At 77.6% G+C, this 21,143-nt stretch carries 16 protein-coding genes and 1 tRNA gene; 14 read left to right on the forward strand and 3 right to left on the reverse strand.

What is annotated here, in order from left to right; genetic code table 11:
- The first annotated feature begins 884 nt into the window (after positions 1-884).
- The 12 genes from AC2TDM_RS06815 to AC2TDM_RS06870 all read left to right on the forward strand — a co-directional run bounded on the left by AC2TDM_RS06815 (position 885) and on the right by AC2TDM_RS06870 (position 13,200).
- Positions 885-4,535 (forward strand): Rne/Rng family ribonuclease, encoded by a 3,651-nt coding sequence (locus AC2TDM_RS06815; protein WP_484636404.1) that lies wholly within the window; start codon positions 885-887, stop codon positions 4,533-4,535.
- 228 nt (positions 4,536-4,763) lie between these two features.
- Positions 4,764-5,084 carry a 50S ribosomal protein L21 gene (gene rplU / locus AC2TDM_RS06820; RefSeq protein ID WP_090032878.1) on the forward strand — a complete coding sequence of 107 codons (321 nt, stop codon included), beginning with the start codon at positions 4,764-4,766 and terminating at the stop codon, positions 5,082-5,084.
- A gap of 73 nt (positions 5,085-5,157) precedes the next feature.
- Positions 5,158-5,418 (forward strand): 50S ribosomal protein L27, encoded by a 261-nt coding sequence (rpmA, locus tag AC2TDM_RS06825; RefSeq protein WP_090032879.1) that lies wholly within the window; start codon positions 5,158-5,160, stop codon positions 5,416-5,418.
- A gap of 177 nt (positions 5,419-5,595) precedes the next feature.
- Positions 5,596-7,107, forward strand: a complete 1,512-nt coding sequence (gene obgE / locus AC2TDM_RS06830; protein ID WP_090032881.1) for a GTPase ObgE — start codon at positions 5,596-5,598, stop codon at positions 7,105-7,107.
- A 14-nt stretch (positions 7,108-7,121) separates the two neighbouring features.
- Positions 7,122-8,318 (forward strand): glutamate 5-kinase, encoded by a 1,197-nt coding sequence (gene proB, locus AC2TDM_RS06835; protein ID WP_484636405.1) that lies wholly within the window; start codon positions 7,122-7,124, stop codon positions 8,316-8,318.
- The gene (locus tag AC2TDM_RS06840; RefSeq protein WP_090032882.1) at positions 8,315-9,670 is read left to right on the forward strand and encodes a glutamate-5-semialdehyde dehydrogenase; all 1,356 of its coding nucleotides are present in this window, start codon (positions 8,315-8,317) and stop codon (positions 9,668-9,670) included. The genes proB and AC2TDM_RS06840 overlap by 4 nt, the downstream gene beginning before the upstream one ends.
- Positions 9,671-9,778: 108 nt before the next feature.
- A complete protein-coding gene (locus AC2TDM_RS06845; RefSeq protein WP_175499478.1) occupies positions 9,779-9,934 on the forward strand; it encodes a hypothetical protein in 156 nt (51 codons plus the stop codon).
- Between the two features lie 89 nt (positions 9,935-10,023).
- Positions 10,024-10,596: a nicotinate-nucleotide adenylyltransferase gene (nadD, locus tag AC2TDM_RS06850; protein WP_484636406.1), complete on the forward strand. Its 573-nt coding sequence runs from the start codon at positions 10,024-10,026 to the stop codon at positions 10,594-10,596.
- Positions 10,589-11,866: a hypothetical protein gene (locus AC2TDM_RS06855; RefSeq protein ID WP_484636201.1), complete on the forward strand. Its 1,278-nt coding sequence runs from the start codon at positions 10,589-10,591 to the stop codon at positions 11,864-11,866. The genes nadD and AC2TDM_RS06855 overlap by 8 nt, the downstream gene beginning before the upstream one ends.
- Positions 11,863-12,282 carry a ribosome silencing factor gene (gene rsfS, locus AC2TDM_RS06860; protein WP_090032888.1) on the forward strand — a complete coding sequence of 140 codons (420 nt, stop codon included), beginning with the start codon at positions 11,863-11,865 and terminating at the stop codon, positions 12,280-12,282. The genes AC2TDM_RS06855 and rsfS overlap by 4 nt, the downstream gene beginning before the upstream one ends.
- A gap of 46 nt (positions 12,283-12,328) precedes the next feature.
- Positions 12,329-13,024: a histidine phosphatase family protein gene (locus AC2TDM_RS06865; protein ID WP_484636202.1), complete on the forward strand. Its 696-nt coding sequence runs from the start codon at positions 12,329-12,331 to the stop codon at positions 13,022-13,024.
- A 103-nt stretch (positions 13,025-13,127) separates the two neighbouring features.
- Positions 13,128-13,200 (forward strand) — tRNA-Ala (locus tag AC2TDM_RS06870).
- Positions 13,201-13,310: 110 nt separating this feature from the next.
- Here AC2TDM_RS06870 and AC2TDM_RS06875 read toward each other — a convergent pair.
- Both AC2TDM_RS06875 and AC2TDM_RS06880 read right to left on the reverse strand, forming a co-directional pair.
- Positions 13,311-13,601: a DUF6480 family protein gene (locus AC2TDM_RS06875; RefSeq protein ID WP_239078581.1), complete on the reverse strand. Its 291-nt coding sequence runs from the start codon at positions 13,599-13,601 to the stop codon at positions 13,311-13,313.
- A gap of 87 nt (positions 13,602-13,688) precedes the next feature.
- Entirely contained in the window at positions 13,689-14,714 is a 1,026-nt protein-coding gene (locus AC2TDM_RS06880; RefSeq protein ID WP_484636203.1) for a hypothetical protein, read from the reverse strand.
- A gap of 24 nt (positions 14,715-14,738) precedes the next feature.
- Between AC2TDM_RS06880 and AC2TDM_RS06885 the strand changes: the two genes are divergently transcribed.
- The gene (locus tag AC2TDM_RS06885) at positions 14,739-15,770 is read left to right on the forward strand and encodes a pirin family protein (RefSeq protein ID WP_090032891.1); all 1,032 of its coding nucleotides are present in this window, start codon (positions 14,739-14,741) and stop codon (positions 15,768-15,770) included.
- A 25-nt stretch (positions 15,771-15,795) separates the two neighbouring features.
- Here the strand turns inward: AC2TDM_RS06885 and AC2TDM_RS06890 are convergent, their stop codons facing one another.
- Positions 15,796-17,499: an AMP-binding protein gene (locus AC2TDM_RS06890; RefSeq protein ID WP_484636204.1), complete on the reverse strand. Its 1,704-nt coding sequence runs from the start codon at positions 17,497-17,499 to the stop codon at positions 15,796-15,798.
- A gap of 354 nt (positions 17,500-17,853) precedes the next feature.
- Between AC2TDM_RS06890 and AC2TDM_RS06895 the strand changes: the two genes are divergently transcribed.
- Complete coding sequence (locus AC2TDM_RS06895) at positions 17,854-21,141, forward strand: sensor domain-containing protein (RefSeq protein ID WP_484636205.1); 3,288 nt, start codon at positions 17,854-17,856, stop codon at positions 21,139-21,141.
- Positions 21,142-21,143: the final 2 nt, after the last annotated feature.

Here is a 21,143-nt window from a genome sequence, read left to right on the forward strand (position 1 = left end):
CCGGGCGAGCGGGGTCTGCGTGCGGGTCCGCCGGCGTCGTCGCCGCCGGTCCCGACAGGTGCGAACGTAGGGCGCGACCCCTGCCCGGCCGGTGGGACCTTCGTCCCCGGTGCTGACGCCGTGTCGTGACGTGGAGCACGCGCCTCCGGGGCGTCGGAGGACGCCTGTGCGATACTGACGGCGGCGAAGGGCGCGCCCACACCGCGCCCGAGCCCTTGAGCTCGTCGGTGTCAACCGCCGCGCGCACCAGCCGCCGCTGGTCCGCCGCCCCCGCAGGTCCTCCGGGACAGCGCGAGGGGCGCCGGTCCGAGCAGGCGACGGTGCCGGCGGGGCGCCGCGGCCACGACCGTCGACTTTCCGTCGCCGCCCAGCGCGCGACGACCGACCGCCGGGTGCGCGGGTGTGGCCGCGACCCGGCCTCAGGAGCACCCCGCGTGAGCCCCACCAGCACCCCCGACGACGCCACGACGACCGCGGGCGGGGGTGGCGCCGAGGACGCGTCGCCGACGACCGCGCCCGCCGCGCCGCGTCGCCGCCGCGCGACCCGGACCGCCGCCTCCCCGACGGCGACGACGGCCGGCACCGACGACGGCACCACCACCGCCGACGGCAGCACTCCCGACACCGCTCGTGCGGGCGCGTCGGACGGCACGGACGGCGCCGTCGCCACGGCGTCCGGCGACGCGACGCTCGACGTCGCCGCCGAGCCGGCCCCGAAGGTGGCGCGAGCGCGCCGCAGCCGTCGTGCGACGAGCGCCACGGCTGCCCCCGCGGCCGCCGCGCCCGGCACCGAGGTCCCGGCCGGGACGGACCCCGCGGCCGCAACCGGAGCCACCTCATCGATCGACGAAGTGGCTCCGCCGACCCAGGAGGCGACGCTCGAGATGGCCGTCGACACGCCGGTCGACGCGCCCGTCGCCGCGCCCGTCGCCGAGTCCGTCGACCCGACCGTCGCCGTCGAGGCGCCCGCCGCGCCGACGCGGCGCCGGCGCGCCGCGACGCGTCCGGCGGCGGCGCCCGACGCGGTGCTGCCCCCGGTGGCCGAGCCCGTCGTCGAGCCGGTCGCGGAGCCCGTCGCGGAGCCCGTCACGGCGGACGCCGAGGTCGTCGTCCCGGCTCCTGACGACGCGGCGGTCGTCGAGGAGGTCGTCGAGGAGGTCGCGGAGACCTCTGCGGTCGCGCCCGTCGCCGATGCCGCCCCCGAGGGCGTGGGCCCGACCGGCACCCTGGACGTCCTCGCCGAGCTGGCGGCGCGCGGCACGACGGCCGAGGACGCGCCGGCCCCGCGGACCCGCGCGCGCCGGGCGACCCGCGGCGCCTCCCGGGCGGCCGGCGCGGCAGCGCCCGTGGCCACCCCCGGGACGACCCCTGAGACCACCCCTCAGACCACCGCTGCGACCAGCCCTGCGACCAGCGCGGCCCCCGCCACGGGCACGGCCGAGCCGGCCCCCGCCGACCCGCCCGTCGGCGCCCGGGCCCGCACGTCCGACGAGACCCCCCGCGCGGACGCCGGCACGGACCCGGGTGCCGCCACCTCCGGCCGGACGACGGGGGCCCGCCGGGGCTCCGGGTCGGGCGGGTCGGCCGACGCGCCGGCCGCCGCGCCGCGACTGGCGACCACCGCGCTGCTCTTCCAGGCCCCTGACGCCGGGGCCCGTCCCCGTCGCCGTCGGGTGCTCGCGGAGGCCGGCTCGCCGGAGGCGATCTCCGGTGCCGCCCGCGCCGCGGAGGCAGCCTCCGCGGCCGCCGCCACGACCGGACCGGAGGAGGCGGCGCCGCAGGCCGACCGCACCGCGGCCGAGGAGACCACCGGCCGTCGCGGCGGCCGCCGTCGGGGCGGCCGGCGTGGCCGCGGCGGCGCGGACACCGCGACCGGTACGCCGGAGGACGCGACCAGCACGGCCGGGACCGACGAGGACGCGCCCCTCGCGGACGACGCCCTGCCCGTCGACGAGGACGCCGCCCTCACGGCCCCCGCCACGACCGGGCAGGCGCTCGACGGCGACGACCTGGACGCCGTCGACGAGGACACCGCCGACGACGAGGGCGAGGGCACGGACGAGGGCACGGACGAGGGCACGGACGAGGGCACGGACGGGTCCGATGGCGGTCCGCGCCGCCGGCGCCGCCGCGGCGGGCGCGGACGTCGCAGCCGCGGGGACGCCCCCGTCGCGGGCGACGACGTGCGCGCCGACGACGAGGACGCCGACGCCGGCCTCCCGTCGCCCACCGACCCCGACGCGTCGACGGGCGTCGGGTCCAGCGCCGAGCCCGACGACGAGGACGCCGACGACGAGGGCGGCGAGGACGTGGGCGACGACGAGGCGGGCGGCTCGAGCCGTCGCCGCCGCCGTCGTCGTCGCGGCGCGCGCGGCACGGGTGAGGAGCCCGAGGGCGGTCGCACCCGGACGCGCTCGGAGGAGCCGACCGCGCTGCGGGGCTCGACCCGGCTGGAGGCGAAGCGCCAGCGCCGGCGGGAGGGCCGCGACCAGGGCCGCCGCCGCCAGATCCTCACCGAGGCCGAGTTCCTCGCTCGCCGTGAGTCCGTGGACCGCACGATGCTCGTGCGCGAGCGCGACGGCCGCACCCAGATCGCGGTGCTCGAGGACGGCGTGCTCGTCGAGCACTACGTCTCGAACCAGGCGCAGGCCTCCATGGTCGGCAACGTGTACCTCGGCCGCGTGCAGAACGTGCTGCCCAGCATGGAGGCGGCCTTCGTCGACGTGGGCAAGGGCCGCAACGCCGTGCTCTACGCGGGCGAGGTCAACTGGGACGCCGCGGGCCTCGAGGGGCAGCCGCGCCGCATCGAGACGGCGCTCAAGAGCGGTGACCCCATGCTCGTCCAGGTCACGAAGGACCCCATCGGGCACAAGGGCGCGCGCCTGACGGCCCAGGTGACGCTGGCCGGGCGGTACCTCGTCTACGTGCCGGGCGGCGGCATGACCGGCATCAGCCGCAAGCTGCCCGACGTCGAGCGCAACCGCCTGAAGAAGCTGCTGCGCGAGCTGGTGCCCGACTCCGCCGGCGTCATCGTGCGCACGGCCGCGGAGGGGGCCAGCGAGGAGGAGCTGCGCGCCGACGTGGCCCGCCTGCAGGCGCAGTGGGAGGCCATCGAGAAGAAGCAGCGCACGGCCTCGGCGCCGGCCCTGCTGCAGGGCGAGCCGGACATGGCCATCCGCGTCGTGCGCGACATCTTCAACGACGACTTCTCCGCGCTCGTCGTGGAGGGGGACGCGGCGTGGTCGACGATCTCCGGGTACATCGGGGACCTCGCGCCGGACCTCGCGCAGAAGGTGCAGAGGTGGACCGGCACGGGTGACGTGTTCGCGCACCACCGCATCGACGAGCAGCTCGCCAAGGGCATGGACCGGAAGGTCTGGCTGCCGTCGGGCGGGTCGCTGGTCATCGACCGCACCGAGGCCATGACGGTCGTCGACGTCAACACCGGTCGCTTCACCGGCGCCGGCGGGACGCTCGAGGAGACGGTCACGCGCAACAACCTCGAGGCGGCGGAGGAGATCGTCCGCCAGCTCCGGCTGCGCGACATCGGCGGGATCATCGTCGTCGACTTCATCGACATGGTGCTCGAGTCGAACCGCGACCTCGTGCTGCGGCGGCTGGTCGAGTGCCTCGGCCGGGACCGCACGAAGCACCAGGTGGCCGAGGTGACGTCGCTCGGGCTCGTGCAGATGACCCGCAAGCGCGTGGGCCAGGGCCTCGTCGAGGCGTTCAGCGAGACCTGCGAGCACTGCCACGGGCGCGGCTTCGTCGTGCACGCCGAGCCCGTCGAGCGCGGCGCCGGCGGCGGGCGGTCCGAGGGCGCGCCTGCGGCGGAGTCCGCGGAGGGGGAGGGGCGTCGTGGCGCCCGTCGTCGCCGCGGCAAGGACACGGGGCCGGACGCGGGCACGGCCGAGCGGTCGGTGCCCGTGCTGCCGGCGGCCCGCGAGGCGGTCAAGGCGACGCTCGCGACGATCGCCGCCGCGGCGGCGCACGCGCACGAGGCGCACCCGCACGAGGCGGCGCAGCCGTCCGGCGGCAGGACGGACGGCGGCGTGCCGGCCGGTGCGTCGCCGGTGCCGGCGCAGGTGCTGGAGGGCGAGGAGCTGGCCGACGTCGTGGCCGAGCTGGGTGACGCGGCGGGCGGTGCGGCCGACGCCGAGCAGGTCGTCGTCGTGGCGTCGGTGCCGGGCACGGCCGACGCGGCTGCCGACGAGGCTGCCGACGAGGCAGCCGCCGCAGGCGCCGCGGAGGGCGTCCAGGGCGCTGCCGAGGGCCGGCCGGCGGGCGGGTCCGCCGGTGGGCGCACCGGCACGCTCGACGTCCTGGCCGCCTTCGCCGGTCGCGTCCGCACGGGCACCCCGGGGGCGACGGCCGGCGACGAGCACGGCGGCCGGCCCGACGAGCAGCGGTGGGAGCTGGCGGCCGTCGACCCCGACGTCTTCGCCCTCGAGCTGCCGAGCCGGGACCAGCGCGCGGACGGGGCGACGGACGAGCCCGCCGACGACCCGAACGCCCGCTCGGCCGAGGGCCTCTGACGGGACGGGCCGGGCGCGGCGGGTTTGACCCTGCCCCGCCCGGTCCGTACCCTAGGACGTCGGCGCGTGCTGAGCGTGCCGTCCCGCACGCCCCCGGCCCGCCAGCCTGGCGCCGACGCGAACCCCTCCGCCCCGCGCGCAGGTGGAGCGCGGGCGCCCCGGCACGTGGGGCGTCGGTCCGGGCCGTGGCCCGGCGTGCAGTGCAACGAGCAGTCCCGACCAGCAGAGATGAGCAGCAACGTGGTGTACGCGATCGTGAAGGCCGGCGGCCGTCAGGAGAAGGTCGCCGTCGGCGACGTCGTCGTCGTGGACCGCCTGGCCGCTGCGACGGGTGAGACCGTCCAGCTCCCGGCGCTGCTGCTCGTCGACGGCGCGACGGTGACGTCCGACGCCGACGCGCTGGCCAAGGTCACCGTGACGGCCGAGGTCGTCCGGGACGAGCGGGGTCCGAAGATCCGGATCCTCAAGTACAAGAACAAGACCGGCTACCGCAAGCGTCAGGGCCACCGCCAGGCGCTCACCCGCCTGAAGGTCACCGGCATCGCGTGACCCGTCCGACGGGCCCCCGGCCCGTCGTCGGTGACGCACCCCCATCGAGCTCTGAGCAGGAAGCAGGTCCCCCATGGCACACAAGAAGGGCGCGAGCTCCTCGCGCAACGGTCGTGACTCCAACGCGCAGCGCCTCGGCGTCAAGCGCTTCGGCGGCGAGGCCGTGAAGGCCGGCGAGATCATCGTCCGCCAGCGCGGCACGCACTTCCACCCCGGCGTCAACGTCGGCCGTGGCGGCGACGACACGCTGTTCGCCCTCGCGCCCGGCGCGGTCACCTTCGGTCAGCGCCGCGGCCGCAAGGTCATCGACGTGGTGGCGGCCGTCGAGGCCTGAGCCACCCGGTCCAGCACGAGAGGGGCGCACCGTCACGGTGCGCCCCTCTCGTCGTCAGCAGCACGCACGACCGGCACCCACGACCGGCCCACGCACCCAGCACACGCACCCAGCACACGCACCCAGCACGCACCCCGCCCCCGGCGACCCCGGGGGCCCCACAGGGAGGAGCAGCACGTGGCGACCTTCGTCGACCGTGTGGTCCTGCACGCCACGGGCGGGGACGGCGGGCACGGCTGCGCCTCCATCCACCGCGAGAAGTTCAAGCCGCTCGCCGGCCCCGACGGGGGCAACGGCGGCAACGGCGGCTCCGTCGTCCTCGAGGTCGACCCGCAGGTGACGACGCTGCTGGAGTTCCACCACCTGCCGCACCGGCACGCGCCGAGCGGGACGCAGGGCATGGGGGACCACCGGTCCGGCTCGCTCGGCGCCGACCTCGTGCTGGGCGTCCCGGACGGGACCGTCGTCAAGAGCCCGACGGGCGAGGTGCTCGCGGACCTCGTCGGCCCCGGCGCGCGCTACGTCGTCGCGGCCGGGGGGCGCGGCGGTCTCGGCAACGCGGCGCTGGCCTCGCCGCGCCGCAAGGCGCCGGGCTTCGCGCTCCTGGGCGAGCCGGGCGACTCCGCGGACGTCGTGCTGGAGCTGAAGACGATCGCGGACGTCGCGCTGGTCGGCTACCCGAGCGCGGGCAAGTCCAGTCTCGTCGCGGCCATGTCCGCCGCGCGTCCGAAGATCGCCGACTACCCGTTCACCACGCTGGTGCCGAACCTCGGGGTGGTGCAGGCCGGCTCGTCGCGCTACACGGTGGCCGACGTGCCCGGCCTCATCCCCGGCGCGTCGGAGGGCAAGGGCCTCGGGCTGGAGTTCCTGCGCCACGTCGAGCGCTGCGCGGTGCTCGTGCACGTGCTCGACTGCGCGACGCTCGAGCCCGACCGCGACCCGCTGACGGACCTCGCGGTCATCGAGGCCGAGCTCGCGGCGTACTCGGGCGACCTCGGCATCGAGGGCGGGCGCATCCCGCTGGGGGAGCGGCCGCGCGTCGTCGTGCTCAACAAGGTCGACGTGCCGGAGGCTCGCGACCTGGCCGAGCTCGTGCGCCCGGACCTCGAGGCCCGCGGCCTGCAGGTCTTCGAGGTGTCCACCGCGAGCCACGAGGGGCTGCGCGCGCTGTCCTTCGCGCTAGCCGGCATCGTCGAGCAGGCGCGGCGCGACGCGCCCGCCCCCGCGCCCACGCGCGTCGTGCTGCGTCCGCGGGCCGTCGACGAGGCGGGCTTCACCGTGACGCGCCGCGAGGGCGGCGGCTCGGTGTGGTTCGAGGTCCGCGGCGAGAAGCCCGAGCGCTGGGTGCGCCAGACCGACTTCTCCAACGACGAGGCCGTGGGGTACCTCGCGGACCGCCTCGCGCGGCTGGGCGTGGAGGAGCTCCTCTTCAAGCGCGGCGCCGTCGCGGGCGACGAGGTGCGCATCGGCAGCGACCAGAACGCCGTCGTCTTCGACTGGGAGCCCACCCTCCAGGCGGGCGCCGAGCTGCTCGGCCAGCGCGGCACGGACCTGCGCCTCGAGGACCGGTCCCGGCCCACGCGCGGCGAGAAGCGCGCGGAGTTCAAGGAGCGCATGGACGCCAAGGCGGCCGCCCGTGCCGAGCTGTGGACGGAGCGGGAGTCCGGCGTCTGGACGGACCCGGAGTGAGCACGGCGACCGGCATGGGCCCGGCGGCCGGCGGGAGCACGGCGACCGGTGCGAGCACGGCGGCCGGCGCGCCGGGCCCCGCCGACCGCGCCGCGCTGCCGTCGGCCGCACGCGTCGTGGTCAAGGTCGGCTCCTCGTCGCTGACGGACGCGCGCGGGCACCTCGACCGGGAGCGGCTGACCGCCCTCGTCGACGTGCTGGCCGCACGCCGGGCCGCCGGCGGGCAGGTCGTGCTGGTGTCGTCCGGGGCCATCGCCTCGGCGCTGGGTCCGTTGGGGCTGCCGGGCCGGCCCCGGGACCTGGCGACCCAGCAGGCGGCGGCGTCCGTCGGGCAGGGGCTGCTCGTCGCCGACTACGCGCGGGCCTTCGCCGCGCACGGGCTGCGCGTGGGGCAGGTGCTGCTCACCGCGGACGACACCGTGCGCCGCACGCACCACCGCAACGCCAGTCGCGCGCTGGAGCGGCTGCTGGCGCTGGGCGTCGTCCCCGTCATCAACGAGAACGACGCCGTCGCGACGCAGGAGATCCGGTTCGGCGACAACGACCGGCTGGCCGCGCTGGTCTCGCACCTCGTGCGGGCCGACGCGCTCGTGCTGCTCACGGACGTGGACGGCCTGCACACGGGCCCGCCCGGGCGGCCCGGGTCCGTGCGGATCCCGCTCGTGCGCGGACTGGAGGACGTCGCGGGCGTGGACGTCAGCGCGCGCGGCTCGGCGGTGGGGACGGGCGGCATGGTGACGAAGCTCGACTCCGTCGCGATCGCGACCGCGTCGGGCGTGCCCGTGGTGCTGACGGCGGCGGCCAACGCCGCCGGCGCGCTGGCCGGCGACGACGTCGGGACGTTCTTCGCGGCCACCGGGCGGCGGACCTCCGTGCGCCTGCTCTGGCTCGCGCACGCGGCACGGACGCGGGGGCGGCTGCTGCTCGACGAGGGGGCCGCGCGCGCGGTGCGCGACCGCGGCACGTCGCTGCTGCCGGCGGGGGTGACGGGCGTCGAGGGCGACTTCGACGCGGGCGACCCCGTCGAGATCGTCGGGCCGGACGGGGTGGTGCTGGCGCGCGGGCTCGTCGCCTACGACGTGGCCGAGGTGCCGCCGCTGCTGGGCCGGTCGACGTCCGACCTGCGGGCCGAGCTCGGCCCGGGGTACGACCGCGAGCTCGTGCACCGCGACGACCTCGTGCTCGTCGGGCGGACTACCCTGCTGCCATGACGACGCTGGACCACCCCGGGCTCGCCCTCCCGCACGGCACCGGCTCCCTGCCAGCGCCCGGGGACGCGGACGCGCCGGTCGCCGGTACGGACGTCGACGCCGCCGTGCGGGACGTCGCGCGACGGGCGCAGGTCGCGTCACGGGCCCTGGCCACCGCCACCCGCGCCCGCAAGGACGCCGCGCTGCACGCCCTGGCCGACGCGCTCGTCGCCGGGGCCGACCGGGTGCTGGCCGCCAACGCGGAGGACGTCGCGCGCGGCCGGGAGGCCGGGACGTCCGCCGGCCTGCTCGACCGGCTGGCGCTCACGCCGGAGCGGATCGCGGGCATCGCCGACGCGCTGCGCGAGCTCGCGGCCCTGCCCGACCCCGTGGGGGAGGTGGTCCGCGGCCAGACGCTGCCGAACGGCCTGCGGCTGCGCCAGCTCCGGGTGCCCATGGGCGTCGTCGGGATGATCTACGAGGCGCGGCCGAACGTGACGGTGGACGCCGTCGGGCTGGCGCTCAAGAGCGGCAACGCCGTCGTCCTGCGGGGCGGCAGCGCGGCCGCGCGCTCGAACGAGACCATCGTGGCGGTGCTGTCCGAGGCGCTGGTGGCGCAGGGGCTGCCCGCCGACCTCGTGCAGTCGGTGGACGCATGGGGACGCGCCGGGGGCGTGGCGCTCATGCGGGCGCGCGGCCTCGTCGACGTCCTCGTGCCCCGGGGCGGCGCGGACCTCATCCGGACCGTCGTCGCGGAGTCGGTCGTGCCCGTCATCGAGACGGGGACGGGCAACTGCCACGTCTACGTCGACGCCTCCGCGGACGTCGCCCAGGCGCTGCCGGTCCTGCTCAACGCCAAGACGCAGCGGATCGGCACGTGCAACACCGCCGAGACGCTGCTCGTGCACCGGGACGCCGCGGAGGGGTTCCTCCCGGCCGCGCTCGCCGCGCTGCACGACGCGGGCGTCACCGTGCACGGCGACGCGCGCACGCTGGCGCTCGCGCCCGCCGGGGTCCGCGCCGTGCCGGCCACCGACGAGGACTGGGCGACGGAGTACCTGTCCCTCGACCTGGCCGTGCGCGTCGTCGACTCCCTCGACGAGGCGATCGAGCACATCCGGACCTGGAGCTCGGGCCACACGGAGGCGATCCTCACGCGCGACCTCGCCTCCTCGGAGCGCTTCGTCGCCGAGGTGGACTCCGCCGCCGTCATGGTCAACGCCTCGACGCGGTTCACGGACGGCGGCCAGCTCGGCCTCGGTGCCGAGATCGGCATCTCGACGCAGAAGCTGCACGCGCGCGGCCCCATGGGGCTCGCGGAGCTGACGACCACGAAGTGGGTCGTGCACGGCGACGGCCACGTGCGTCCCTGACCCCCGCGCACGCCGACCCGTGCGCACGCGGTCCGCCCGGGTCGCACGACCACGGGCCGCGCCCGTGCCAGACTTGCCCGACCACCGCACCACCACCTGGAGGACGTTGTGCACGCTGCCCTGCTCGCCGCCGTCGAGGAGACCGCTGAGCACGTGAACGAGCTGCCCGTCCCGCCGATCGTCTTCGGCCTCGGCGCGTTCGCGGGCCTCATCGGGCTCCTGCTCTTCACGTTCGCGTTCCGGAGCATCGGCTCGCGCCACTGAGCGCGACGTCGACGCCGGGCCGGACGGTCGTGAGCGGGGCCCCGGTCGCCACCCCCGACGGGACGCCGCAGCGGCGCCGGGTCGGGGTGATGGGCGGCACGTTCGACCCGATCCACCACGGCCACCTCGTCGCGGCCAGCGAGGTCGCGGCGCGGTACGGCCTCGACGAGGTCGTGTTCGTCCCGACGGGCCGGCCACGGCTCAAGACCCACGTGGTCGTGACCGCGCCCGAGCACCGCTACCTCATGACGGTCATCGCGACCGCGTCGAACCCGCAGTTCACCGTCAGCCGCGTCGACCTCGAGCGGGCGGGGGACACGTACACGGTCGACACCCTGCGCGACCTGCACGCCGAGCGGCCCGACGCCGACCTGTACTTCATCACCGGCGCCGACGCGATCGCCCAGATCCTGTCCTGGAAGGACGCGGACGAGCTGTTCGCGCTCGCGCGGTTCGTCGCCGTGACCCGGCCCGGCCACGCGCTGTCGGTCGCGGGGCTGCCGGCCGACCGGGTCAGCGTCCTCGAGATCCCCGCGCTGTCCATCTCCTCCACCGACGTCCGTCAGCGGGTCAGCAGCGGCCTGCCCGCCTGGTACCTGGTGCCCGACGGCGTCGTCCAGCACATCGCGAAGCACCGTCTGTATCGAGGTAGTGATGAGTGACACCGGAGCCCCACCCCGCCGGCGCGACCTCCGCGCGGTCGCAGGCCCGGCCGCGCCGACCACGTCGCGCCCCGACGACCGGCCCGACGACCGGCCCGACGAGCGTCACGCCGACCGGCCCGACGAGCGCCCCGCGCAGCGCGGCGCCGGGCGCACGGCGTCCGCCGTGGGGTCCGCCACCGGCGTCCACGCGCGCGTCCCCGTCGCAGGGTCCCGTCGCGCCCTCCGGACCGCGGCGGTCCCGGTGGTGACCGAGGGGTCGTCCGGTGCTGCCGTGCGGCCCCGGACGGGGTCGACGGGCGTCGCCCGCACCGCCACGGCCGCGGAGCCCCCGGCGCTGACCGGCGGCATCGTCGTCGTCCCCGCCTCGCCGACCGAGCCCGTGCCCTCGCGCCGGGTCCTGCGCGCGCTGGCGGAGGCCGAGGCGGCGACCGGCGCGCAGCCCGTGGTCCCGGGCCCGGGGACACCCGCGCGGTCCCCGGGCGGCCCTGCTGCCGCCGAGGCGCCACGCCGGGTGCCGCAGCAGGGCGGGCGCGTCGGCGCACGGCGCGCGGTCGCGGCGGCGGAGGGAGGCCCGGCGCGCGTCAGCGCCCGCGTCCCGCCAACTGGGGCGACCCGGGCCGTGCCCGTGCGTCGCAGCACCCGCTCCGAGGCGGAGCCGCGCGACGAGCTCGTGCCCGCGTGGCCGGTCGACCCCTCCGACGGCGTCCTGCCCGGCGCGCCCGGGCAGGACGAGGCTATGCGGCCGGCCTGGGCGCCGATCACGGGCCAGGTGCCCGTCGTCGACCCGGCGCGGTCCCTGCTGCCGCTCGACGTGCCCGTGCCCGCGTGGCCGGCGCTGCGGCCGCCCGCCGACGAGGCCGCGGACCCTCGCGGAGGCGCGGAGGGCGGCGACCCCGGGCGCGCCGCGGACGACGGGGCACCCGCCGTGCCGGCCGCCGGGACCGGCGCCGACCGCGACACGGTCGGCGAGGCCTCGCGGGGCACCGGCCGCCCCCGTCGTCGGGGCCTGCCGTCGACGTGGGCGCAGGTGCTCGCCTGGTCCCTCGTCGCCGTCGTGCTCGGCGTGCTCGTCGGCGTGCTCGTCGACCGTGCCCGCGACGGCGGTGCCGACGGCGCCGCCTCCCCCCAGCCCCCGACCACGACGACCGTGACCACCGCGACCGTGACCACCGCGACCGTGACCACCGCGACCGTGACCACCACGACCGTGACCACGACGACCGCCGCCCCGGCACCGTCGTCGCCGTTCCTCCGAGGAGCCCTGTGACCGCCACCGCCCGTTCCGTCGAGCTCGCCGTCGCCGCCGCCCGTGCCGCGGCCGACCGCAAGGCCCACGAGATCATCGCCCTGGACGTGAGCGAGCAGCTCGTCCTGACCGACGTCTTCCTCATCGCCTCGGGCACCAACGAGCGGCAGGTCGGCGCCATCGTCGACGCCGTCGAGGAGGCGCTGCACGGGCTCGGCGCCAAGCCCGTTCGCCGCGAGGGCAAGACGCAGGGGCGGTGGGTGCTCATCGACTTCGGCGACGTGGTCGTCCACGTGCAGCACGCGGAGGACCGCGTCTTCTACGCGCTCGAGCGCCTGTGGAAGGACTGCCCCCTCATCGAGCTGCCCGACGACGTCCACGGCACCAGCGAGGACGAGGAGGAGGGCCCCGCCGCGCCCGCGGCCCCGCAGTGGTGACGGCCGCCGCTGCCACCGGCGCAGCCCCACGGCACCGGGCGACGGCGTGAGCGCGCGCCGGGTCGTCCTGTGGCGCCACGGGCGCACCGCGTACAACGCGACCGCGCGGCTGCAGGGGCAGGTCGACATCCCGCTCGACGAGGTGGGCCACTGGCAGGCCGCCACCGCCGCGCGGGCCCTGCTCGCACGGCGCACGCCCGACGCCATCGTCACGTCCGACCTCGTCCGCGCGCAGGAGACCGCCGCGTACCTCGGCTCGCTCAGCGGTGTCGAGGTCCGCACCGACGAGCGGCTGCGCGAGCGCTCGTTCGGCCGGTGGGAGGGGCTCACCGGCGAGGAGATCGAGGACGGGTGGCCCGAGGAGTTCGCGCTGTGGCGGGCGGGCGGCGACCCGTCGGGGGTCGACGCCGAGACCCGTGCGCAGGTCGGCGGCCGGGTGGCGGCGGCCGTCGTCGAGCACGCCGCGGCGCTCGACGAGCGCGCCACGCTCGTGTGCGTCGCCCACGGCGCCGCGATCAGCACGGGCCTGGCCGTCCTGCTCGGCAGGCCGGCGGAGTGGCGCGGGCTGACGGGCATGGAGAACGCCCACTGGGTGGAGCTCGTCTCGGACGCCCCGCGCACCGACCCCGCGTGGCGGCTGACGGGCTACAACCTCGGCCCCCTCGACCCCGACACGGACTGGGACCGCGGCCCCGAGCCGGGGCGCACCCGCGCGAACGAGGAGACCCGCGACCCCGATTAGGAGACGGGCCGGGTTTCGTCCTAGACTTCACGAGCGCCCCACGGGGCGCGGTGGCCTGCGGGTCCACCCAGCCGCAGGGTTGGGGTGGCACCCACGGATCCACGGGGCTGTGGCGCAGCTGGTAGCGCACCTGCATGGCATGCAGGGGGTCAGGGGTTCGAGTCCCCTCAGCTCCACCCCGCACGAAGGGCGCCGACCGGTGGTCGGCGCCCTTCGTCGTGCACGGGGCGGGAGCGGGACCCGGCCGGCCCAGCTCCCGCCGGGCCGGCCGGCCTCGTCGGTGGGCCTAGAGGAACCCGACGAGGTGCCCGACGCCGAACAGCGCGACGAGTAGCGCCACTGCGCCGATGGCCACGTACACGGCCCAGTTGGAGGCGGTGCGGGGGACCGGCGGCTGCCGGTCGGAGACGCCTGTCGTGCTGGACTCGCCCGGCGGGGTCTCGCCCGGGGGCACCCCGCCGCCCGGCTCGAGACCGGTGGTGGTGTCGGGGTTCGGGTCGGGCGCCACGGCGTCACGGGCGCGCTGGGGACCGGGGTCGAAGGACTCGCGTCCGTACCCGGGGTCGGAGGTGGTCATGGTGCTCCCGTCGTCGGCGTCCCGACCACCCTCACCGCGCGTGCGGACGGCGGCAACCGGGGGAGGCGCCCCGGCGACGGAGGACGCTCAGTCGCACCAGCTCGTGCCACCCGAGACCAGCACCACGGGGGCCGTCGGGGCACCGGACTCCGCCCACCACCGGGCGCCGCCGTCGCCGATCGTCCACACGTCGTACTCCTCCCACAGCGCGGCCGAGGCGCCGAGGCGGTCCTCCACGACGCCGAGCGGCGTGCCGACCGGCAGCCCGAGCGGCAGCGCGACGGGCACGGGCGTCGTCGCGCCGCGCACGGACCAGCCGATGAGCGTCCCGTCCCCGAGGAAGGCGGTGAGGTCGTCCCAGCCGTAGGTCGCGTCGATGCCCGAGCCGCAGGCGTCGCCGCCCTCGTCGCGGTCGTCCGGCTCGCCGAGCAGCGCGACGAGGGCGTCCAGCGCCTGGGGTGCGCCGACCGCCACGCCGCCGAGCGAGGACCCGGTGAGGACGAGCGTGCCCGGCCCGTCGGGGTCTGCCGGGTCCGGCGGGGCGGGGGTGGACGGGGGGTCGGTGGGCGAGGGGTCGGCAGGGGCGGACGGGGCGGGTCCCGACGGGGCCGGGGCCGGCGTGGCGGTCCCGGGCGCCGGGGTCGGCGGGGTCGTCGGACCGGGCGTCGGGGCCGCAGGGGCGGGAGCCGGTGCAGCGGGTGCGGTCGACGGCGCGGTGCCGGGGCGGGTGGACGGCGTCGTCGTCGGCCTCGGTGCCATGGACGGGGCGGTGGTCGGGGCGGTGCTCGGGCCGGCCGTCGGGGCCGCCGGCGAGGGCGAGGTGGTGGCGGCAGGGTCGCCCGTGGCGCCGGTGGCGCCCGTGGACGGCGTGCCGGGAACGGCAGGGACGGTGGCCGAGGGCTGGTCCAGGGCACCCACCGCACCGCCCGAGGCGCTCGGCGAGGCGGCGGCGCGGTCCTGCCCGTCGGCGGTGCACGCCGTCACCAGCAGCAGGGGCAGCACCAGCGCGGCGACGGGCAGCAGCCGGCGTGCGTCGCGAACCGGGTGGCCACGAGGTGGGCCACCAGACGGGCCGCCGGCGGGGCCACCGGTGCGGGGCGTGGGCAGGTGCACGGCGCACAGCCTATTCTCCGGCGCGTGACCAACCTCGAGGCACGGCCGACGGAGACCGTGAGCCGTGCCGGCGGCCCGTCGGGGGACGTCCAGCTCCTCGAGCCGCGCGACGTGCCGCTCGGCGGGGTGCGCGCCATGACCGTGCGCCGCACCCTGCCCTCACGGGCCCGGTCGCTCGTCGGCGCCTTCTGCTTCCTCGACCACTACGGGCCGGACGACGTGGCCGCGACGGGCGGCATGGACGTCCCGCCGCACCCGCACACGGGCCTGCAGACGGTGACGTGGCTGTTCGAGGGGGAGGTGCTGCACCAGGACGCGACGGGCGCCGTCCAGGCGGTGCGGCCCGGCCAGCTCAACCTCATGACCGCCGGGCACGGGGTCTGCCACTCCGAGGAGTCGCTCCGCGGCGGGGGACTGGAGCCCGACGGTGGAGCCACCGCCGGTGCCCCCTCGGGACGGCTGCACGGTGTGCAGCTCTGGACGGCGCTGCCCGACGGCGCCCGCGCGGGGGCGCCCGCGTTCCAGCACGTCGCCGACCCGCCGCTCGTCGAGCACGACGGGGCGCGCGTCCGGGTGGTCATGGGCAGCCTGCTGGGCGTCACCTCGCCGGCCCACGCCGCGACGCCGCTCGTCGCCGCGCAGCTCGACGTCCCCGCCGGCGCGCGCGTGGTGCTGCCCGTCGACCCCGCCTTCGAGCACGCCGTGCTGGTCGACGACGGGGACGTGCGCCTGCAGGGGACGGACGTGCCGCGCGCCTGGCTGGCCTACGTCGCGCCGGGTCGGGAGAGGCTCGTCCTCGAGGTGGGGGACGCCCCTGCGCGACTCGTCCTGCTCGGCGGGGTGCCCTTCGTCGAGCCGGTGCTCATGTGGTGGAACTTCGTCGGGCGCACGCACGAGGAGGTCGTGCGGGCGCGCGAGCAGTGGCAGGCCGCCCTGGCCGGCGACCCCGAGGGGCTGGCGCGGTTCGGCCGCGTCCCGGGCTACCCGGGTCCCGCGCTGCCGGCGCCCGTGCTCCCCGCCGTCCGGCTGCGGCCCCGCGAGCGGCCGCGCGCCTGAGCCCCGGCCGGAGGGTCGGTACGGCTCAGGCCGGCCGCGCCTCCCCGAGGAGCTGCTCGCGCACGACGCGCCGCAGCACCTTGCCGATGAGCGAGCGCGGCAGCTCGGGCAGCACCACGAGGTCGCGGGGGACGGCGTACCGCGCGAGCCGCTCCCCGCACCAGGCGCGCACCGCGGCGAGGTCCACGGCCGGCGCCCCGGGCTCGAGCACCAGCGCCGCGACCACCTTCTCGCCCAGGTCGCCCGCCGGCAGGCCGACGACGGCCACGTCCCGCACCCCGGGCATGCCCCGCAGGTGGTCCTCCACCTGGGAGGGGTACACCTTGAAGCCGCCGGTGACGATCATCTCCTTCAGGCGGTCGACGAGGACGACGAACCCGTCCTCCTCGACGCGGACGAGGTCGCCGGTCCGCAGCCAGCCACCGGGCAGGAGCTGGTGGGCCGTCTCCTCCGGCCGCCGCCAGTACCCGGCGAACACCTGCGGCCCGCGCACGAGCAGCTCGCCCTGAGTGCCGGGCGGAACGTCGACGTCCGGGTCCTCGGGGTCGACCACGCGGACGTCCGTCGACGGGAACGGCAGCCCGAGCGCCCCGGGCCGGCGGGCGGGGGACAGGGGGTTGCCCAGCGCGACGGGACCGGTCTCCGTCATGCCATACCCCTCGACGACGAGCCCGCCCGTGAGCCGCTCCCAGCGCGCCGCGGTCGCCGCCGGCAGCGCCATGGCGCCCGAGAACGCGTACCGGAAGGACGTGAGGTCGGCGCCGGACTCCTCGGCCGCGGCGGCGACGCGGTCCAGCATCGGCGGGACGGCCGGCAGGAAGGTCCCCGGGCGGCGGCGCTGCGCGGCGAGGAACATCGCGGGGTCGAACCGCGGCAGCAGCACGAGCGTCGCGCCGGTGCGGACCCCGTAGAACAGGCACAGCGTCAGCCCGAAGGCGTGGAAGAACGGCAGGACGGCGTAGAGCGTCTCGGTGCCCTGCGGGTCGCCCGTCCAGGCCGCGCACTGCACGGCGTTGGCGACGAGGTGCCGGTGGTGCAGGACGGCCGCCTTCGGGGTGCCCGTGGTGCCGCCGGTGTACTGCAGGAGCGCCACGTCGTCGGGCGCGGGACCGGGGTGGTCCGCGGGGAGGGGTGCGGCCGCGGCGACGAGCGCGTGCCAGGACGGGATCCCGGCGGGGACGGGGGCCCGCAGCTCGTCGCGCCGGCGACGGGCGGCCGGCACGGGCAGGCGCAGCGCGAGCCGGGCGCGCCGCGGCAGGTCCGTGGTGAGATCGACGGCCACGACGGTCCGCAGCTCCGGCGCGCCCTCGCCGCCGTCGCGGGCCGCCAGCACCGCCGCGAGGGTCCGCTCCCACACGATCGCCACCTGCGCCCCCGAGTCGCGCAGCCCGTGCCCGAGCTCGGCCGCGGTGTGCAGGGGGTTCTGCTCGACGAGCACCGCCCCGAGCCGGAGCACCGCGTAGGCGGCGACGACGTGCGCCGGGCAGCTCGGCAGCGCCACGGCGACGCGGTCCCCAGGCCGCACCCCGAGGGCGTGCAGCGCACCCGCCGCCCGCTCGACCTGCCGTGCCAGCTCCGCGTACGTGGTGGTCGCGCCGAGCAGGTCCAGCGCGACGCGGTCCGGCCACCGGGCGGCGGCCCTCGCCAGCCCGGCGGGCAGCGCCTCGTCGGGCACCTCGACGGTGCGGGGGCCGTGCGTCGGGGAGGCAGGGGCGTCGTCGGCGAGCACGGGCCCACCTTACCTACGCATGCGTAGGTTAGCCGGGCGACCCCCCGGACGAGTTGCCCGGGGGACCTGTGCGTTGGTTTCATGGCGGAGGCGTCCAGCGTGCGCCGGGCAGGGGGCCCGGTCGCAGCGGCGGCCCCCAGGTCGAAGCAGCGGCCTCGCCGGGCCGGTGGCGTCGGACAGGGGACCGATGCAGGCGCACGACGACGACGGGGTCGACATCGGACCCTCGGGCGTCGTCCCGGCGGGCACCACCGCGCCGGGCGCCCCCGACGCGCCCGGCGCGCCGACGGGCCAGGGCGACCCCGCCTCGGGCCACGACGGCGGCGCCCCGACGGCGCTCCTCGAGAGCTCGCGGTGGCAGTGCTCGTCGTCGACGACGAGCTCGTCGTCCGCTTCGCCAACCCCGCCGCGGGGCGGCTGCACGGCGTCGACGCGGCGGAGCGGCTCGTCGGGCGCGCGGCCCTCGCCCTCGTGCCGCCCGACGAGCACGACGTCCTGCGCACGGCGGTCGGCGAGGTGCTGGCGCGGGGGGTGCGGCAGGGCCGACGCCGCGTGCTGAGCGCCGCCGGCCGCCCCGACGAGTCGGTGCGCCTCGTCGACGAGCACGCGACCGCCATCGTGTGGGAGGGCCGGCCCGCCGTCCTCAGCACTCTGTCGGACGTGACGGAGGACGACGAGCGGCGGTCCCGCGCGCTCGCGGCCCGGCGTCCCGTGGCGCAGCTCGCGCGGGCCGCCGTCGGGTTCGTGCAGGTCCTGCCCAGCGGGGTCGTCGCGGAGGCGAACCCGGCCGCCGCGGCGCTCGCGGGACGTCCCTCCCTCACGGGCGTCCGCGTGCTGGAGCTCGTCGCACCCGGGGACCGGCCGGCGGTCGACCACCTGCTGCGCACGTTGCTGGCCCCGGGGGACCCGGCCCTCGCGTCCGTCCCGCCGGTGTCGGACGTCCGGCTCCGGGTTCCCGACGGCACCACCCGGCCCTGCCGCCTCAGCGGGTTCCGGCTGGGCGAGCCCGGGACGGCGGGCGGCGGCGCGGGGACCGGTGGTCCCCTGGCCGCCCTCGTGCTCGTCGACGACGCCGACCGGTCGGCCGCGCTGCAGGAGGCGGGCGCCCGTGCGGAGCGGACGGCGGCGCTGCTGCGCGCCGTCCCCGACGCGCTCGTCGTGTGCGGACGCGACGGCACGGTGCTGCAGGTCAACGACCAGGCCGAGCACCTGTTCGGCTGGGCCGCGGACGAGCTCGTCGGGCAGCCGATCGAGGTCCTCGTCCCGGGCGCCCGCCAGCCCGGTCACCGTCGGCTGCGCGACCAGTACGTGGGCACGCCGCACGCCCGGCCCATGTTCACGGGCGCGGGCATCGCCGCGCTGCGCAAGGACGGCACGGAGGTCCCCGTCGAGGTCAACCTCGCCGCAGCGGTGCTCGACGGCGAGAGCGTGGTCGTCGCCTCCGTGCGCGACACGAGCGAGCAGCGCCGCGTGCAGGAGGCGCTGCAGGCCTCGCACGACCTCGTCACCGGGGTGCTCGGCGCGGCGACGGAGCAGGCGATCCTCGCCATGGACCTCGAGGGGCGCCTCGAGCTGTTCAGCCGCGGCGCCGAGCGGCTGCTCGGCTACCGCGCGGAGGAGGTCCTCGGCGGCCCGGCGTCGCGGTTCGACCACCCGGACGCAGACCTGCGGGCGACCTGGGGCCTCGCGCCCGGCGAGCCGCTGCACGAGCGCATCCAGGCCCTCGTCGGCACCGGCGTGTCCTCCACCCGGCCCTGGGCCTACCGGACGAAGGACGGCGGCCGGCGGGAGGTCCTCCTGTCGGTGACCGTGCGGCCGGGGCCGACCGGCCCCAACGGGCTCATCGTCGTCGCCACGGACATCACGGCCCAGCTCGTGCAGGAGGAGGAGCTGGCCGCCAGCCGGCAGCGGTTCGAGGCCGCCTTCACGCACGCGCCGGTCGGCGTCGCGCTCGTGGACGTCCGGTCGGGCAGCGCCGGCCGCTTCCTGCAGGTCAACGAGGCCATGACGCGGATGCTCGGCTACACGGAGGCGGAGCTGCTCGACGCCTCCCTCGCCGCGCTGGCCCACCCCGACGACGCCGGCCTGGCCGAGGCCGGGTTCGCGGGGCTCGCCGCCACGGTGCGGTCCGACGTCGTCGAGCACCGGTTCCTGCACGCGGACGGGCACGACGTCTGGGTGGAGGTGTCCTTCGCCGCCGTCCAGGACGGCCACGGCAGCCCCGACTACGCCGTGTGCATGATGAACGACGTCACCGACCGCAAGCGCGCGGAGGCCGAGCTCGTGCACAACGCGCTGCACGACGCGCTCACGGGCCTGCCCAACCGGGCCCTGCTCACCGAGCACCTGCACCAGGCGCTCGCGCGCTCGCGGAGCGTGGGCGCCGGTGCCGGGGTGCTGTACATCGACCTCGACAACTTCAAGGACGTCAACGACTCCCTGGGCCACGCCGCGGGTGACCAGTTGCTGGCCGCGGTGGCCGAGCGGCTGCTGGGTGCGGTGCGCGAGCCGGACGTGGCCGGCCGGCTCGGCGGTGACGAGTTCGTCGTCGTCTGCGAGAACGTCGTGGACGCCGACGGCATCGCCGCCGTCGCCGAGCGGGTGGCGCGCGCGCTGTCGGTCCAGGTCCCCGTGGGAGACCGGACCGTGCAGGTCTCGGCGAGCATCGGGGTGGCCTACGCCTCCGGGCCGGACGCCCGGCCGGAGGAGCTGCTGCGCGAGGCCGACATCGCCATGTACCGGGCCAAGGCCAACGGGCGCGGGCGCTTCGAGTTCTCGGACCCCGGTCTGCAGGCGCGGGCGCTGCGCCAGCTCGAGCTCGAGGCGGACCTGCGGGCGGCGCTCGAGCTCGGCGTCGCGCCGTCCGTGCCGGGCCCCCGCCGGCGGGCCGACGCCGAGCCGGAGGGACAGCTCTTCCTCGACTACCAGCCGTGCTTCGACCCCCAGGACGGCCGCATGGTCGCCTGCGAGGCCCTGCTGCGCTGGCGGCACCCCACGCGTGGGCTGCTGTCGCCCGGGGCGTTCCTCGACGTGGCCGAGGAGCGGGCGCTCATGGTGCCGCTCGGCGCCTGGGTGCTGCGGGCGGCGTGCGCGCAGGCCGCGCGCTGGTGGCACGCCTTCGGCGACGAGGCGCCGGAGGTCTGGGTCAACGTCTCCGCGGGCCAGATGGGCCGCGACCGCTTCCCGCAGCGCGTCCGCGAGGTCCTCGACGAGACGGGCCTGCCGGCGCGGCTGCTGGTCGTGGAGCTCACCGAGCGGCAGGCGCTGACCCTCTCCGACGGCGTGCTGGCGGACCTGCGGGCGCTGGAGGGGATGGGCGTGCGGCTGGCCATCGACGACTTCGGCACGGGGTACGCCGGCCTGGACTACCTGCGCAAGCTGCCCGTGCACGTGCTCAAGCTCGACGGCTCCTACGTGGCGGCCATCGGCCGGGACAGCTCGGGGACGGCGCTCGCGGCGACGGTCGTCGCGCTCGGGCGCGCGCTCGACCTCACGGTGGTGGCCGAGGGCATCGAGACGGCCGAGCAGCGGGCGGCCGTGCAGGACTTCGGCGTGGACCTGCTGCAGGGGTACCTGCTGGCCCGGCCCGGGCCGGTGGAGCAGGTCGAGCGGCTCGTGGCCCGGCAGGCCGCCACGGGCTGAGC

The sequence above is a fragment of the Cellulomonas sp. plas2 genome, from assembly GCF_057221735.1.